This window comes from Flavobacteriaceae bacterium GSB9 (genome assembly GCA_022749295.1).
In the GTDB taxonomy this organism is placed as follows: Bacteria; Bacteroidota; Bacteroidia; order Flavobacteriales; family Flavobacteriaceae; genus Flavisericum.
Window position 1 is genome coordinate 2,558,435 of sequence record CP062007.1, and the last position, 14,782, is coordinate 2,573,216.

General features: G+C 36.9%; 14 protein-coding genes. 7 read left to right on the top strand and 7 right to left on the bottom strand.

Going from position 1 to position 14,782, the window contains the following annotated elements:
* Positions 1-272: 272 nt before the first annotated feature.
* Entirely contained in the window at positions 273-872 is a 600-nt protein-coding gene (locus GSB9_02246; protein ID UKM65675.1) for a hypothetical protein, read from the bottom strand.
* Positions 873-1,558: 686 nt separating this feature from the next.
* Between GSB9_02246 and GSB9_02247 the strand changes: the two genes are divergently transcribed.
* The gene (locus tag GSB9_02247) at positions 1,559-2,437 is read left to right on the top strand and encodes an AraC family transcriptional regulator (GenBank protein ID UKM65676.1); all 879 of its coding nucleotides are present in this window, start codon (positions 1,559-1,561) and stop codon (positions 2,435-2,437) included.
* Positions 2,438-2,445: 8 nt separating this feature from the next.
* On the opposite strand, the gene GSB9_02248 is transcribed toward GSB9_02247, so the two are convergent.
* The 5 genes from GSB9_02248 to GSB9_02252 form a co-directional block, all read right to left on the bottom strand.
* Positions 2,446-3,135 (bottom strand): HD domain-containing protein, encoded by a 690-nt coding sequence (locus GSB9_02248; GenBank protein ID UKM65677.1) that lies wholly within the window; start codon positions 3,133-3,135, stop codon positions 2,446-2,448.
* A gap of 9 nt (positions 3,136-3,144) precedes the next feature.
* A complete protein-coding gene (locus GSB9_02249) occupies positions 3,145-3,372 on the bottom strand; it encodes a hypothetical protein (GenBank protein ID UKM65678.1) in 228 nt (75 codons plus the stop codon).
* 103 nt (positions 3,373-3,475) lie between these two features.
* Positions 3,476-4,477 (bottom strand): acyl-ACP desaturase, encoded by a 1,002-nt coding sequence (locus tag GSB9_02250; protein ID UKM65679.1) that lies wholly within the window; start codon positions 4,475-4,477, stop codon positions 3,476-3,478.
* 13 nt (positions 4,478-4,490) lie between these two features.
* Positions 4,491-5,228, bottom strand: a complete 738-nt coding sequence (locus GSB9_02251; GenBank protein UKM65680.1) for a 1-acyl-sn-glycerol-3-phosphate acyltransferase — start codon at positions 5,226-5,228, stop codon at positions 4,491-4,493.
* 89 nt (positions 5,229-5,317) lie between these two features.
* Complete coding sequence (locus GSB9_02252; GenBank protein UKM65681.1) at positions 5,318-5,728, bottom strand: BrxA/BrxB family bacilliredoxin; 411 nt, start codon at positions 5,726-5,728, stop codon at positions 5,318-5,320.
* Positions 5,729-5,848: 120 nt separating this feature from the next.
* On the opposite strand from GSB9_02252, the gene GSB9_02253 reads away from it, so the two are divergent.
* Positions 5,849-6,622, top strand: coding sequence for a DnaJ domain-containing protein (locus GSB9_02253; protein UKM65682.1), 774 nt, complete (start codon positions 5,849-5,851; stop codon positions 6,620-6,622).
* Between the two features lie 357 nt (positions 6,623-6,979).
* On the opposite strand, the gene GSB9_02255 is transcribed toward GSB9_02253, so the two are convergent.
* Positions 6,980-7,999, bottom strand: a complete 1,020-nt coding sequence (locus GSB9_02255) for an LD-carboxypeptidase (protein ID UKM65684.1) — start codon at positions 7,997-7,999, stop codon at positions 6,980-6,982.
* Between the two features lie 171 nt (positions 8,000-8,170).
* Here GSB9_02255 and metG point away from each other — a divergent pair, with 171 nt between their 5' ends.
* The 5 genes from metG (at position 8,171) to GSB9_02261 (ending at position 14,769) form a co-directional block, all read left to right on the top strand.
* Entirely contained in the window at positions 8,171-10,237 is a 2,067-nt protein-coding gene (gene metG / locus GSB9_02256; GenBank protein UKM65685.1) for a methionine--tRNA ligase, read from the top strand.
* A gap of 247 nt (positions 10,238-10,484) precedes the next feature.
* Positions 10,485-10,955 (top strand): lipocalin family protein, encoded by a 471-nt coding sequence (locus GSB9_02258; GenBank protein ID UKM65687.1) that lies wholly within the window; start codon positions 10,485-10,487, stop codon positions 10,953-10,955.
* Between the two features lie 14 nt (positions 10,956-10,969).
* On the top strand, positions 10,970-11,674 hold the full coding sequence (locus GSB9_02259; protein ID UKM65688.1) for an OmpA family protein: 705 nt from the start codon (positions 10,970-10,972) through the stop codon (positions 11,672-11,674).
* 105 nt (positions 11,675-11,779) lie between these two features.
* Positions 11,780-12,298 (top strand): ferritin, encoded by a 519-nt coding sequence (locus GSB9_02260; GenBank protein UKM65689.1) that lies wholly within the window; start codon positions 11,780-11,782, stop codon positions 12,296-12,298.
* 353 nt (positions 12,299-12,651) lie between these two features.
* Positions 12,652-14,769: an RNA-binding transcriptional accessory protein gene (locus GSB9_02261; protein UKM65690.1), complete on the top strand. Its 2,118-nt coding sequence runs from the start codon at positions 12,652-12,654 to the stop codon at positions 14,767-14,769.
* Positions 14,770-14,782: the final 13 nt, after the last annotated feature.

Below are 14,782 nucleotides of genomic sequence, written 5' to 3' on the forward strand. Positions count from 1 at the left end.
GTGTAATTTAGAGGTTTGCCAATTGAAATTTTAAGTGAGAGCTTTAGGTTTTATTTTTTGTGTTCTACCTGGAATGGATAAGTACAACAGTTGTATTGTAAACAAGGAAAACAAAATGAAAGAAAAGAAGGCGTTTAGTTAAAACGACTTTCAATTTATAGTGTTTTTGAACCAAAGCGCTCAATAAGAAAAATGAAGAAAGTTTGGGCAAAGAAAAAGCGGGCCACCACAGCCCGCTTTACCAACTAAACTAAACTAAATAAGACATTAAACTAATTATTAATGAATTTCGTGTACGTTCTGTTATCAGAACTTATTTCTATTTTATAATTACCGCCTTTTTCAAGTTTGTACGCTTTTTCAATGGATCTGGTGTTTTCAACAACATCAGAATACATTAAGCTATACTCGCTATTATAGTCGGCGTAAATTTTAATTTTTAAAGGCTCTAAGTTTGGAGCAAGCTTTGTTATAAGTACCGTGCCATCTTTTTGTCTGATGTAAGGCTTAAAAACCGAAGTTTTACCTTCTTTATGGAAGAGCACCTTTTTCGACTTAACGGTAAACGGAATAATCTTGATTTCTATAAACTTATCAACTTCAAAGAAATAATCACCATCCGGAAGAGCTGTAAGGTTAAACCCTTTTTTGTAAACTCCTTCAGATTCAATAGTCTCTTTATAAAGAATAACGCCGTTATAATCTTTTATAGTTAATAAATCTCCAACTTTTACATTATTTAATACAAGTGCCGTTTTGTTAACGTTGCCTATTAGTTCTGCGTTAAAATTTTCGTTTGCGAAACTTGCCAAGGTAGCCATCATGGTTACCATCAAGATTCCTTTTTTGGTGTTTTTCATTACGTTTTTCATAATTCATTTTTTTAATAACGTTCAACACTGCAAAGTTATGGTAGGAATAGAGTCTGTAAAACACTTAAATTGATGAATTTGTATGCTATATTATCTGTTATTTTAATGTTAAGAAAATGTTAGGGTAAAATAGTATATACTTGGGTTAAAAGAATATATTTAGAGCTCATTTTGTGAAAGTTGGGTCATTAATTATGCTCAATATTAACGTAGACTAATGAAAAGTTTTAGGACTAATTTGGTTTAATATTTAGAGAACCAATAGGGTTTAACTTTTTATGTTTGGATACGAAGCAAAAAAAAAGCGGGCCACCACAGCCCGCTTTACCAACTAAACTAAACTAAATAAGACATTAAACTAATTATTAATGAATATTGTTATACTTTTTTATGAGTGTATTTTTACTTTTGTAATGACGTAATAAAAACCTGTTTGTTAAACTAAAAGAAGAAAAAACTATCTTTTAAAACGTTTTTTACGACTTGGGGTTTTTCATAACGTTCAACGATACAAAGATACGTGAGATATATACCTAGGAAAACATCAATATTGACTTATTTGTATGCTATTTTAACTGTTAAATGAATGTTAATTATTCTTAATGTTAAAATAACATACATTTGGGGTAATTAAATATACAGTGTATGCATAATATGTAGTAAATTTGCATAAAAGACCCCTTGTTATGATGAATAAGAAACCAACATTAAAAAAGATAAGTCCAAGTTTCGGGAGTTCTTTATTTGTAAAACAACATATAGAGTCGGTTGATCGAAACAGTGCGTATTGGCATTTCCACCCAGAATTAGAGTTAATCTATATTAACAAAGGTCAAGGTAAAACGCATATAGGCAACCATTTATCCTATTTTAACAACAGTCAGTTAATATTAATTGGTTCTAATTTACCACACAATGGTTTTACTGATCGCTTAACGGCAAACGGAACCGAGACAACCATACAATTTAAGTCCAACTTTTTGGGTGACGATTTTTTAACCGTGCCCGAAATGGCAGGAATTGTAGCATTGTTTGAACGTGCCAAAAAAGGCATCCGCTTCAAAGTGGAAACCAAAAAGAAAATAGGGCCAAAAATTGAAAAACTTAAACAACAAGATGGGTTGAAGCGCGTTTTAAAGTTTTTGGAAATATTGAACTATTTGGCAAAAACCGATGATTATAGCTTGCTTAATGCAGATGGTTTTGCTTTTGAGACCGAAGCTCAAGACAGCTCTAAAATCGATATCATATTTAAATATGTAAACAAAAACTTCCAAAATCACATTTCTTTAGATGAAATAGCAGATGAGGTAAGCATGACTGTCCCTGCATTTTGTAGGTATTTTAAAAAATCTACGGGTAAAACATTTACACAGTTGGTAAACGAATACCGTGTAGTGCACGCTACTAAGCTGCTGAACGAAAGCCAAATGAGTATTGCCGATATTTGTTACGAATGCGGTTTCAACAATTTTTCACATTTCAATAAGCAGTTTAATGAAATAACAGGTAAAAGTGCCTCAAACTATAGAAAGGAAATAAAACTGATGATACAAACCAAATAGGTTTTGGTTTATGATGGCGATTTAAAAGATTGTTGCAAATACGAAACGCCATTCCATTCTCTAAAAAATTGGTCTAAAAACTGAAGCATGTAATTATGCCTCTCAATAGCTATATTTTTACCGGTTTTGGTATTCATTCTATCTTTTAGCAGTAACAACTTTTCGTAAAAATGATTTATGGTGGGTGCATTAGAGTTTTTATACTCAGCCTTGCTCATATTTAGGTTAGGCTTAATTTCTGGGTCGTAAAGCGCCCTGTTTTTAAAACCACCGTAGCTGAAGCAGCGTGCAATGCCCATGGCGCCAATAGCATCGAGTCGGTCGGCATCCTGAATAACCTCCAACTCAGGCGATTTAAATTTTTGAACCTCATTACCGCCCTTAAACGAAATGTTTTCAATAATTTTTACAACGTGCTCAGTAACTTCTGGGTCAACATTTAGGTTGGATAAAAATTTATGGGCTATTTTGGGACCAATAGTTTCATCGCCGCTATAGAATTTGCTGTCAGCAATATCATGAAGTAGTGCGCCTAACGAAACCACAAATTTATCTGCGTGTTCATTGTTAGCTATGAGTAATGCATTGTTAAGCACACGTTGTGTATGGAACCAGTCGTGACCACCTTCGGCATTGGTTAAGGTATTTTTTACGAATGCTTTAGTTTTACTTACTATTATTTCTTGCTGCTTTAACATGATATAAAATTAATTTGGTTGACAGCCCAAATATTCTGCTTTTTTTCTTCCTGTGCCTAGTGGGTATGTAAAGCCTGGTTCACCTGTTTTGCAATCAACTTCAGGTACAGTAATAATAACATCATTTATACCTTTAAAGGCGCCATTGCATCTACAATCGTTGTTCTTTGAACAGCTAAAAATTAAAGAAGAAAAAATTAGAGTTGAAAAAATACCTACGGACAATTTTATTTTCATCTTTCGATGTACCAATTATGAATAAATAGTTTTTTGTAAAGTGTATTTAAAATTAAAACAAAAATTCCTTTCGGTAAAGAAAGGAATTAATAATTGTTTGATTTTATTTATTCACAGCAGGTTCTACCCATTTAAATTGAAATGAATTCTCTGGGATTTTCATGCGTTCCGATATGCGATACATCCTTGCAGGAAGTTTCATGAGATAGTCTCTGGCTTTTTCGGCCTCGTCATTTAAGCCAGTAATTTTATCAATTTTCCAGCGTTCTATTAATTTTTGAAGAATATCAACATAATCGGTTGAGGTATAAACTCCAATGCGTTGGGCTGTATTCGAGAACTCTTCAAAAGCTGTACCTATTTTGCCACCCGACTCTCTTAAAAAATGGGCCGGCATAGTAATTTTTTGTTTCATCATGTAGTGAAAGGCCATCATCATTTGGCTGGGGTCCACTTTAAAAATACGGTCTACAAAATCGGAATAGGCGTGGTGGTGGCGCATTTCGTCGCCCGAAATAATCTGACACATTTTGGCCAAACGTTTATTGCCTTTTTTACGGGCAATTTTAGCCACGCGGTTGTGCGATACATAGGTGGCCAACTCTTGGAAACTCGTATAAACGAAGTTTTTGTAGGGGTCACGGTCTGTGCCAATATCAAAACCATCGGCGATGAGATGCTGCGTGGTTTTTTCAATTTCCTTCATGTTAACCCTTCCAGATAGGTATAAATATTTGTTGAGGACATCGCCATGGCGATTTTCCTCAGCCGTCCATTGTTTTACCCATTTAGACCAGCCGTTGCCACCATCATCAACCTGATTAACACCCTCAACATCCATAAGCCACGATTCGTAGGTTGGCAGGGCTTCCTCGGTAATCATATCGCCAACTAAAACCACCCAAAAGTCGTATGGGAGTTCTTTGGCCAGTTCTCTTATTTCTTTTACTTCTTCAAAAAAGTTTTCGTCCGTACCTTCAGAATCTGGCAAAAAATCAGTGGGTTGCCAAATGGTATCAATAGGTATTAGATATTTTTGCATTAAAGCATCAACGTCTTTTTCCAAAAACTGCATCACTTCTAACCTCTTATTCTTTAAAGACATTTATTAATAATTTTTAAAATTTTATGTGTTTTGTTATGGCAGATTCAATATCCTTTATTAAATCTGCCTTATTAACAAAGGTAGCCAATTCTATGGGTTTATGCACAGTAAATGTTAAATGATTACCCAGCCCTAGTGGGAAGCTTCCATATCGGAACATTTTCCAGGAATTGTTAATTGTTACGGGGACCACAATAGCCGAAGGTATTTTTTTAAACAAAATATCTAAACCTCGAGTTTGAAAAGGCTTTGGTTTTCCAGTTTTACTTCGCGTGCCTTCAGGGAAAATTACGGCAGCGCGTTTATTGGTTTCAATATATTCGCCAAATTTCATCAAAGCAGGTAAAGATTGTCTTGGGTTTTTACGGTCTATAAGTGCGGCTCCACCATGGCGCAGGTTGTACGACACACTTGGAATCCCTTTCCCTAATTCAATTTTACTTATAAATTTAGGATGGTGCTTACGCATAAACCATGTTAGTGGATAGATATCGTGAAAACTTTGATGGTTGGCCACTATAATTAACGGTTTGTTTGTTGGGATTTCAAAATTGTTTTTGAAAGAATATCTTGTTCCTAAAATGTTACCACATCGCATTAAAGACCATTGTAAGGCATCAACACTTTTTTTGTGGGTAAAATAACCAAATAGGTTAAAACAAACCCATTGGATGGGGTGAAAAATAACCAAAGTTAGTCCGAAGCACAAATAGTACAATACAGATAATGGATATGACAATAGTTTTTGCATGCTGTAAAATTAAAGGAATACCAATACATGGCATAAAAAAAACCATGATAAAATAATCATGGTTTGGTTTTTTTATCTGAAATAAGTCCTTAGCAGTGCTCGTTATAGGCATCAACTAGGTTTTCTGCAATCAATTCTGCTGGGCGACCCTCAATATGGTGACGTTCAAGCATGTGCACCAACTCACCATTTTTAAACAAAGCCATACTAGGTGAACTTGGAGGAAACGGAACCATGTGGCCACGAGCCGTATCAACGGCTTCTTTATCTACACCGGCAAAAACCGTAACGATGTGGTCTGGTTTTTTAGCATTCTGTAAACTCATTTTAGCACCTGGACGTGCATTGGCCGCGGCACAGCCACAAACCGAGTTTACAACAACCAATGTTGTTCCTTCTTTTGCTAAAGCGGCCTCAACGGCTTCAGCGGTATGTAATTCTTCAAAACCAACGCTTGTTAGGTCTTCGCGCATAGGTTTTACTAATTCTGCTGGATACATATTTTTAAATTTTAATAATTAACACTTTTTCAGGGTGCAAAGATACCAATTGTGTAACAAATTGCTAAGGCAATCAACTAACAAATATTATATTTGACGATAAACAAAATTTATACTTACATGAGTTTTTCGAAATGGATAGGTGGTGCTTTAGGGTGGTCCTTTGGAGGGCCTATAGGTGCTATTATAGGTTTGGCTATTGGCAGTTTAATTGATTCGGTGGCCGATGGCAGTGGCGAGCCGCTTATAGGTCAGGGAAGGCCGCGAGGGGGAAGGGCCACCTACCGTACTCAGCCAAGACAGCGTCCAGAAACACAATCAGGTGATTTTGAGGTGAGCTTGCTAATTTTGGCATCGGTCATCATAAAAGCCGATGGGAAACAAGATAAGCGTGAGTTGGATTTTGTGCGCCAACAGTTTTTAAATATGTACGGTAAAGAACGAGCCAACCATGCTTTTCAGCTCTTCAAGAATATTAGTAAACAAAATGTTTCAATACGTCCGGTTTGTTTACAGATAAAACAAATGATGGATCACCCATCACGTTTACAATTGGTACATTTTCTATTTGGAATTGCCAAGGCTGATGAGTTTGTAACTGAAGCTGAAGAACGCCAAATCTACACTATGGCAGGTTATTTGGGTATTAGTTCGAAAGATTATGCTAGTATAAAAGCCATGTTTTACAACAGTAGCGATAATGCATATAAAGTTTTAGAGATTGATAAAACTGCTACTGTTGATGAGATTAAAAAAGCCTACCGAGCCATGGCCAAAAAATACCACCCCGATAGAGTGCGACACTTAGGAAAAGAACACCAAGAAGGTGCCGAAGAAAAGTTTAGACACGTGCAAAAAGCATACGAGCAGCTGCAAAAAGAACGTGGGTTTTAAGATTTTTGTCATTCCTGCGAATGCAGGAATCCACTTTAAATTATACTCTATTTTTAAAAATTTTTCAAAAAACTAGAATTCATGAAAAACATCTTCGACAAAGAAGTAGCCAATGCTTTAATCGGAAGGATTAATAAGCTAGATGCTTATTCTTAACCGATTTGGGGGAAAATGAGCGTTGACCAGATGATGGCACATTGTAATGTGATTTATGAAATGGTTTATGAAAACAATCATCCTAAACCCAATATATTTACGCGGTTTATGTTAAGGTTATTTGTTAAAAATGCTGTAGTTAGTGATAAGCCATATAAAAAGAATAGCAGAACAGCACCACAATTTAAAACAATTTGGAGTTTAATTTTGAAAGACCACAATAGACTGCCCACTACCTACTGTCAATTCAACAGTTCTTCCTAAAATCATCGCCCTATTGTCCTTTTCATGCCCAGCAGGCATGTTAAAAGCTATCGGGAAATCGTATTCTGCCAAAGCATCCAAAATCAAATGCTCAATTGAAGTACCCCAAAGCGTCGTGTTTTTTCGTAGTTTGGTCATATCGCCTACAATTACGCCATTACAATTATCAAAATAACCAGCACGCTTTAGGCTTTGTAGCATACGGTCTATATGGTATTTGTATTCTCCAATTTCTTCAATAAACAAAATTTTTCCAGCAGTATTGATACTGCTCGGCGATCCCAGCATGGTATGTAACATGGTTAAATTGCCGCCAACCAACTGCCCCGATGTTTTTCCTGTTTTGTTGTATTTTGAGCCTTTTAAAGTATAGCTTAAATGGTTTCCAAAAATGGCATCTTTAAAGGTTGAAATGGTTGCTTCAATTTCAGAAGTGTTGTCCTGTAAACTGGTACACATCATGGCATGAATGCTTTCAATGCCTTCATTGTGAACCTGGCTGTGAAAGCCCGTAATATCAGAATAACCAATAATCCATTTGGGCTGCTGTTTAAATGTCGACCAGTTTAATTTATCTAGAATTCTAACCGAACCATAGCCACCACGAGCGCACCAAATAGCTTTTATTTTAGGGTCGTCCAGGGCTTGTTGGAAATCTTCACAACGCTCATCGTCTGTGCCTGCAAAATGATGAGCTTGTGTGAACACATGTTCTCCCAAAATCGAATGTAATCCCCAATCCTTTAAAAGAGCCTGGGCTTGTCGTATTTCACTAGTTCTGTTTTTTAAAATTCCCGAAGGGGCAACAATAGCTACGGTATCGCCTGCTTTTAAATATGGTGGTTGTTTCAAAGTGGTATTGTGTTTTTCAACAGACCTATTTTGGGCTGAAAACGGTTTTATTCCGAAGAAAAAAAACGCACAAAACAGGCAAGTTGTCAGTAGGTTTTTCGTCATAATGTAAATGTACATTTTTTTTCAGAAACGCTCTTAAATTATGTACTTTTGTGGCTTTAAAAACGATTTGTCATTCCGTGCCAAGCGTTGGAAACTGTTAAATTTATCCCATTTCGTGAGATTGATACAGTTGTTCCTCCTTGCAATGACGATAAAAATTAAAGTTTTATAATGAACAAACCAAAACGATATACCGTAACAACCGCATTACCTTACACAAACGGTCCCATACATATTGGGCATTTGGCTGGTGTTTATGTGCCTGCCGATATTTATGTGCGTTATTTACGATTAACAGGTAATGATGTGGCTTTTATTGGTGGAAGTGACGAGCATGGCGTGCCTATTACTATTAAAGCAAAAAACGAAGGTGTGTCGCCGCAGGATGTTGTAGATAAATATCATGCCATTATTAAAAAATCGTTTGAAGATTTTGGTATTACTTACGATAATTATTCGCGTACCTCGGCACCAATTCATCATGAAACGGCTTCCGAATTCTTTAAAACCCTTTATGACAAAGGTGAGTTTATTGAAGAAACTACCGAGCAGTTGTACGATGAAAAAGCCAACCAGTTTTTGGCCGATCGTTTTGTGACGGGAACGTGCCCAAAATGTGGCAACGAGGAAGCTTACGGCGACCAATGTGAAAGCTGTGGAACCAGTTTAAATGCTACTGATTTAATCAACCCAAAATCAGCCTTAACAGGAAATGTGCCGACTTTGAAAGAAACTAAACACTGGTTTTTGCCCCTCGATAAGTATGAAGATTTCTTAAAAGAATGGATTTTAAAAGGTCATAAAAAAGATTGGAAACCCAATGTTTACGGGCAAGTAAAATCGTGGATTGACGACGGGTTGCGGCCGCGAGCTGTAACCCGCGATTTAGATTGGGGTATTCCCGTTCCCGTTGAAGGAGGGGAAGGCAAGGTGCTATATGTTTGGTTTGATGCCCCTATAGGTTATATTTCGTCAACCAAAGAATGGGCTGAACGCGAAGGAAAAGATTGGGAACCTTATTGGAAGGATGAAGACACCAAATTGGTGCATTTTATTGGGAAAGATAATATCGTTTTTCACTGTATTATTTTCCCAACTATGCTAAAGTCCGAAGGCAGTTACATTTTACCCGATAACGTACCAGCAAACGAGTTTTTAAATTTAGAAGGCAACAAGCTGTCAACATCTAAAAATTGGGCGGTTTGGTTGCCCGAGTACTTAAAGGAGTTCCCGGGCCAACAAGATGTGTTACGCTATGTGTTAAATGCTAATGCTCCAGAAACCAAGGATAACGACTTTACTTGGAAGGATTTCCAAGCCAGAAACAATAACGAGTTGGTAGCCATTTTCGGTAATTTTATTAACCGTGTGGTGGTATTAACTAACAAATACTACAACGGTATTGTTCCCGAGCCTTCAGAATTAACAGAAGTTGACGAGGAAACACTGGCAACGGTTAAAGCTTATCCTGATGTTATTTCGAGTTCTATCGAGCGTTATCGTTTTAGGGAAGCAGGACAGGAACTTATGAATTTAGCGCGTTTAGGTAACAAATATCTCGCCGATGCCGAGCCGTGGAAGGTGATAAAAGAAAACGAGGCACGCACCAAAACCATTATGTATGTGGCCCTTCAAATAGCCTCTGCTCTAGCCACATTAAGCGAGCCGTTTTTGCCGTTCACCTCAGAAAAGTTAAAAAAAATACTTAATGTAAAGTCCGGTGAAGTTGCGATGTCATGGAACGACATCAGCACCAAAGAAGTATTACTTCCTGCTGGTCATCAAATCAATAAAGCCGAATTGCTGTTTTCTAAAATTGAAGACGAAACCATTCAAAAGCAGTTGGATAAATTAGAAACCAGTAAAAAAGCAAACGAGGCAGCCAACAAAAAAGCAGAGCCTCAAAAAGACACCATAACTTTTGAAGACTTTACTAAACTGGACATTCGCGTCGGCACCATTTTAGAAGCCGAAAAGATGCCTAAAACCAAAAAATTATTGGTTTTAAAAGTCGATACTGGTATTGATGTCCGAACTATTGTTTCGGGTATTGCCGAAAGTTTTACAGCAGATGAAGTCATTGGTAAGAAAGTAACGGTTTTAGTCAATTTGGCACCAAGAAAATTACGCGGTGTAGAAAGTGAAGGCATGATTTTAATGACCGAAAGCACCGATGGGAAATTAGTGTTTGTAAATCCAGACGATGCAAATGTTGCTAATGGTTTACAGGTAAGTTAGTTTTCAAAAAAGCTTAAATATTCAAGAAGAACACCTTTTTTGAGGTGTTTTTTTGTTAATTCTGTGTTAATTTTCTTTACTTTATTCTTTTGCAGTGTGTTTTTTAATGTGTTATAAATCAGTTTTTTGTGATTTTTTCGAGTCATATTACTACATATCCAAAATCCGTTAAGCTTAAAATTCAAACATCTTTTAATACCATCTAATTCGTATATTGTAATAAGCATATTAATTAAAAACTAACACAATGAAAAAATTACTTTTATTACTTGTTTCGGTTAGTGTTTTGTCTTGCGGAGCCTCAAAAACGGTACGTGTATCAAAAAAGGTCATAAAGGGCAATTGGTTGCTAAACGATATTAGTTACAGTAAGGCGGGTACATATAACGTCACGCTTTTAAACGATGTCTCTAAAGATTGTTTTGAAGGCAGTAGTTGGCAATTTGTGCCAAATAATAATACAGGTGTGTATAGCATAAACGACATTAGTTGCTCGGGAGGTGAGCGTTATTTTGTCTTTACTATTGACGAGGTTAATGCCGAAACAGGCCTTTACGATTTCCTATTAAAACCCACTAACGAAAAGTATAAATCTGAAACCAATCAAGGGTTTAGGTTGAGTTTAACGGCATTGTCTGATGCTATGATGCAATGGCAACAAACATTGACTGTTGAAGGCGAACCATTTACTATAACCATGAATTTTACTAAGCAATAAAAGAACAAAGCATTATGAAAACATATATTAAAAAGACTGGAATTTTATTACTTGCGTTTGTAACCGTAGTGACTTTTACTAATTGTAAGGCCGTGCAAAATGCCAATAACAAACAAAAAGGAGGCGTTATAGGTGCTACTGGTGGTGCTATTTTAGGTGCCATAATTGGTAATAATGTTGGAAAAGGCGGTAATGGCGAGCTAGGAGCCGTTATTGGCGGCGTTGTTGGCGGCACCGCGGGTGTGCTTATTGGAAACAAAATGGACAAGCAAGCCCAAAAAATTGAAGAAGAAATACCGGGAGCCGAAGTAGAGCGTGTTGATGATGGTATTGTAGTAACCTTTGATGAAAGCAGTGGTGTGTATTTTGATACCGAAAAATATAACATCAACTCGGCATCACAGGCAACCTTAAACAAGCTAATAGGTGTTTTTAAAGAATATCCAGACACCAATATTTTGGTGGTGGGGCATACCGATAGTGCTGGTCCAGCCGACTACAACATGACTTTGTCTAAAAATAGAGCTTATGCCGTAACAAATTATTTGTCTAACAACGGTATAAGCAGCGGAAGGTTAACAACCAATTGGTTTGGTGAAACACAACCTAAGCACGACAACGCTACAGCCGAAGGCCGCGCCAAAAACCGTAGGGTAAATGTTGCGATACTTCCAAATGAAAAAATGATTGAGGAAGCAAAATCGCAAGCAGGCCAGTAAAGTTTCAAAATAAATTGATTGAAAAGGGGTGTTCTTCAGTGAGCAACCCTTTTTTTATTTCAAATAATCCCACGAATTAAGTAACTTTACGTAAAAACCATAATTATGTTATCAAAAACCATAGAAAAAGCGCTTAATAAGCAAATAAAGATTGAAGCTGAATCGTCACAAATATATCTGGCCATGGCCTGTTGGGCCGAGGTAAAAGGTTTGGAAGGTATTTCCGGTTTTATGTATGCCCAATCTGACGAAGAGCGCGAGCATATGTTAAAATTAGTAAAGTACGTTAATGAACGCGGTGGCCATGCAAAAATATCAGAATTAGCAGCGCCCAACGTAACCTTTAATTCCTTTAAGGAAATGTTTGAAGAACTTTACAATCACGAAATTTTTGTGTCTGAAAGCATTAACGAGCTGGTGCATATTTCACTTCAGGAAAAAGACTATTCAACCCATAATTTTTTACAATGGTACGTTTCCGAACAAATTGAAGAAGAAGCCATGGCACGCACTATTTTAGACAAAATAAACTTGATAGGTGATGATAAAGGAGGTTTGTATTTATTTGATAGAGATATACAGAATTTAACAGTAAGTACTGCGGCTCAGGATAGTGCGGAATAATTTTAACATTTAAACTTATTTAGATTTAATAAAAATAGATTATTTTTGCGCCAATATTTTTGAAATAGATTATTTTATTTTGGGCAAAAAGAAGAAAAAAAAGGCCATAAAGAAACTACGGAAATTAGGAATTGAACTTCCTGAAAACGTAAAAAGTAGTTGCTGCAAAAAATACAAGAAAAGCGAAAACAAGCGCTGTAAAAAATGCCCTTGTTTCGATTTGATTAAAAAAGTGGCGTAATATACCGCTAAATAGGGTATGTTTTATCACGTAAAAAGACCTGTGGAGTTTAATAAACCCAACAGGTCTTTTTGTTTACATTTGCCTAAGAATTTAGACTACCAAAAATAGCATGATAGACTTTTTAGTTCAACATACGCAACTTCCAGAAAAATCAATAAAAAATACTATTCAGCTTCTAAATGAAGATTGTACTGTGCCGTTTATTTCACGTTACCGAAAAGAACGTACCGGTAACCTCGATGAGGTTCAAATTGGAGAGATTGTTAAGTATAAAGAACAATTTGAAGCCCTTGAAAAACGCAAGGCCACCATTTTAAAGGCCTTGGAAGAGCAAGAGGTATTGTCGTCAGAGTTAAAGAAAAAAATTGATTCTGCCCAAGATATAACGACGTTAGAAGATCTCTATTTGCCATACAAAAAAAGCAGGAAAACTAAAGCCGAGAAAGCACGCCAAAAAGGATTGGAGCCTTTGGCAAAAATCATAATGGCGCAAAATGCAAATGATATTGAATCTATCGCATTAAAGTACATAAACGGTGAGGTCGAATCTGAATCTGATGCATTAGAGGGGGCACGGCATATTATTGCGGAGTGGATTAACGAGCGTACCGATATAAGAAACAACATCAGACGGCTGTTGGAGCGTTTTGCAACAATTTCAACAAAGGTTGTTAAAACAAAGTCTGAAGAGGAAACAGCACAAAAATTTAGAGATTATTTTGATTGGGAAGAATCGTTAAGCCGAATTCCATCACACCGCTTATTGGCTATTTTGAGAGCCGAAAAGGAAGGTTTTGTTCGGATGAAAATTCAAATTGATGACGAGCGTGCCTTAAATTACATTCAAAATCGAACGATTAAAAGCAACAATGCTTGTGGCGAGCAAATTCATTTGGCCATTCAAGATGCATACAAACGATTACTATTACCGTCATTAAGCAACGAAGCGTTGCAGGTAGCCAAAGAAAAAGCAGATGAATCGGCCATATCGGTATTTGCCAAAAACCTTAAACAATTGTTATTGGGTTCTCCATTGGGAGAAAAACGGGTTTTGGCCATTGATCCTGGGTTTAGAACGGGCTGTAAAGTAGTGTGCCTAGACGAACAAGGCCAGTTAAAATATAATGAAACCATTTACCCACATCCGCCAAAAAATGATAGTCTTGGTGCGATGAAAAAAATAAATTCGCTTTGCGATGCCTATAAAGTTGAAGCTATTGCCATAGGAAATGGCACAGCTTCAAGAGAAACTGAGGCTTTAATTAGGAAAATTCGTTTTAAAAACAATATTCAGGTTTTCGTGGTTAGCGAAGCCGGGGCTAGTATTTATTCAGCATCAAAAATTGCCCGTGAAGAATTTCCGGATTACGATGTTACCGTTCGTGGCGCAGTTTCAATTGGCAGGCGCTTGCAAGACCCCTTGGCCGAATTGGTGAAAATAGATGCCAAATCTATTGGTGTTGGCCAATACCAACACGATGTGGATCAAACAAAGTTGCAAAAATCGTTGGAGACCGTGGTTGAAAACTGCGTAAATGCCGTTGGGGTAAACATCAATACCGCTAGCTATAGTTTGTTGAGTTACGTGTCGGGCATTGGACCAAAACTAGCCGAAAATATTTTTAAGTACAGAAATAGCAATGGCGCATTTACTTCTAGAAAAGCTATTAAAAATGTACCGCGATTGGGAGAAAAAGCCTTCGAGCAAGCGGCAGCGTTCTTAAGAATAAAGGAAGCTGAAAACCCATTGGATGATTCGGCTGTTCACCCCGAAAGCTATGGCATTGTAAAGCAAATGGCTAAAGATTTGGGTAAGTCGGTTCAGGATTTAATTGGTAATAAAACATTACTTCAAAGTATTGATTTAAAGTTGTATTGTGATGCATCGGTAGGTTTGCCAACACTTCAGGATATTGTTAAGGAACTTGAAAAACCTGGATTGGATATCCGTGAGCAGGCCAAAGTGTTTACATTCAATCAAAATATAAAAACGATTGACGACTTGCGCGAAGGGCAATTATTACCGGGCATTGTCAATAACATCACAAATTTTGGCTGTTTTGTCGATGTTGGAATCAAAGAAAGCGGCTTGATTCATGTGTCCAACCTTTCCGATAGTTTCGTGAAAGACGTTAACGAGCACGTGCATTTACACCAACAGGTTATTGTTAAGGTGTTAGCTGTTGATGTTCCGCGAAAGCGCATTCAGTTAAAATTGCACAAATAACTTTTATAAACCG

Excerpts from the sequence above, each read along its gene's own strand:
- GSB9_02247 (UKM65676.1), top strand. The coding sequence starts at position 1,559 with ATGATGAATAAGAAACCAACATTAAAAAAGATAAGTCCAAGTTTCGGG.
- GSB9_02253 (UKM65682.1), top strand. The coding sequence starts at position 5,849 with ATGAGTTTTTCGAAATGGATAGGTGGTGCTTTAGGGTGGTCCTTTGGA.
- GSB9_02255 (UKM65684.1), bottom strand. The coding sequence starts at position 7,999 with ATGACGAAAAACCTACTGACAACTTGCCTGTTTTGTGCGTTTTTTTTC.
- GSB9_02261 (UKM65690.1), top strand. The coding sequence starts at position 12,652 with ATGATAGACTTTTTAGTTCAACATACGCAACTTCCAGAAAAATCAATA.
- GSB9_02250 (UKM65679.1), bottom strand. The coding sequence starts at position 4,477 with ATGTCTTTAAAGAATAAGAGGTTAGAAGTGATGCAGTTTTTGGAAAAA.
- GSB9_02258 (UKM65687.1), top strand. The coding sequence starts at position 10,485 with ATGAAAAAATTACTTTTATTACTTGTTTCGGTTAGTGTTTTGTCTTGC.
- metG (UKM65685.1), top strand. The coding sequence starts at position 8,171 with ATGAACAAACCAAAACGATATACCGTAACAACCGCATTACCTTACACA.
- GSB9_02260 (UKM65689.1), top strand. The coding sequence starts at position 11,780 with ATGTTATCAAAAACCATAGAAAAAGCGCTTAATAAGCAAATAAAGATT.
- GSB9_02246 (UKM65675.1), bottom strand. The coding sequence starts at position 872 with ATGAAAAACGTAATGAAAAACACCAAAAAAGGAATCTTGATGGTAACC.
- GSB9_02251 (UKM65680.1), bottom strand. The coding sequence starts at position 5,228 with ATGCAAAAACTATTGTCATATCCATTATCTGTATTGTACTATTTGTGC.
- GSB9_02252 (UKM65681.1), bottom strand. The coding sequence starts at position 5,728 with ATGTATCCAGCAGAATTAGTAAAACCTATGCGCGAAGACCTAACAAGC.
- GSB9_02248 (UKM65677.1), bottom strand. The coding sequence starts at position 3,135 with ATGTTAAAGCAGCAAGAAATAATAGTAAGTAAAACTAAAGCATTCGTA.
- GSB9_02259 (UKM65688.1), top strand. The coding sequence starts at position 10,970 with ATGAAAACATATATTAAAAAGACTGGAATTTTATTACTTGCGTTTGTA.
- GSB9_02249 (UKM65678.1), bottom strand. The coding sequence starts at position 3,372 with ATGAAAATAAAATTGTCCGTAGGTATTTTTTCAACTCTAATTTTTTCT.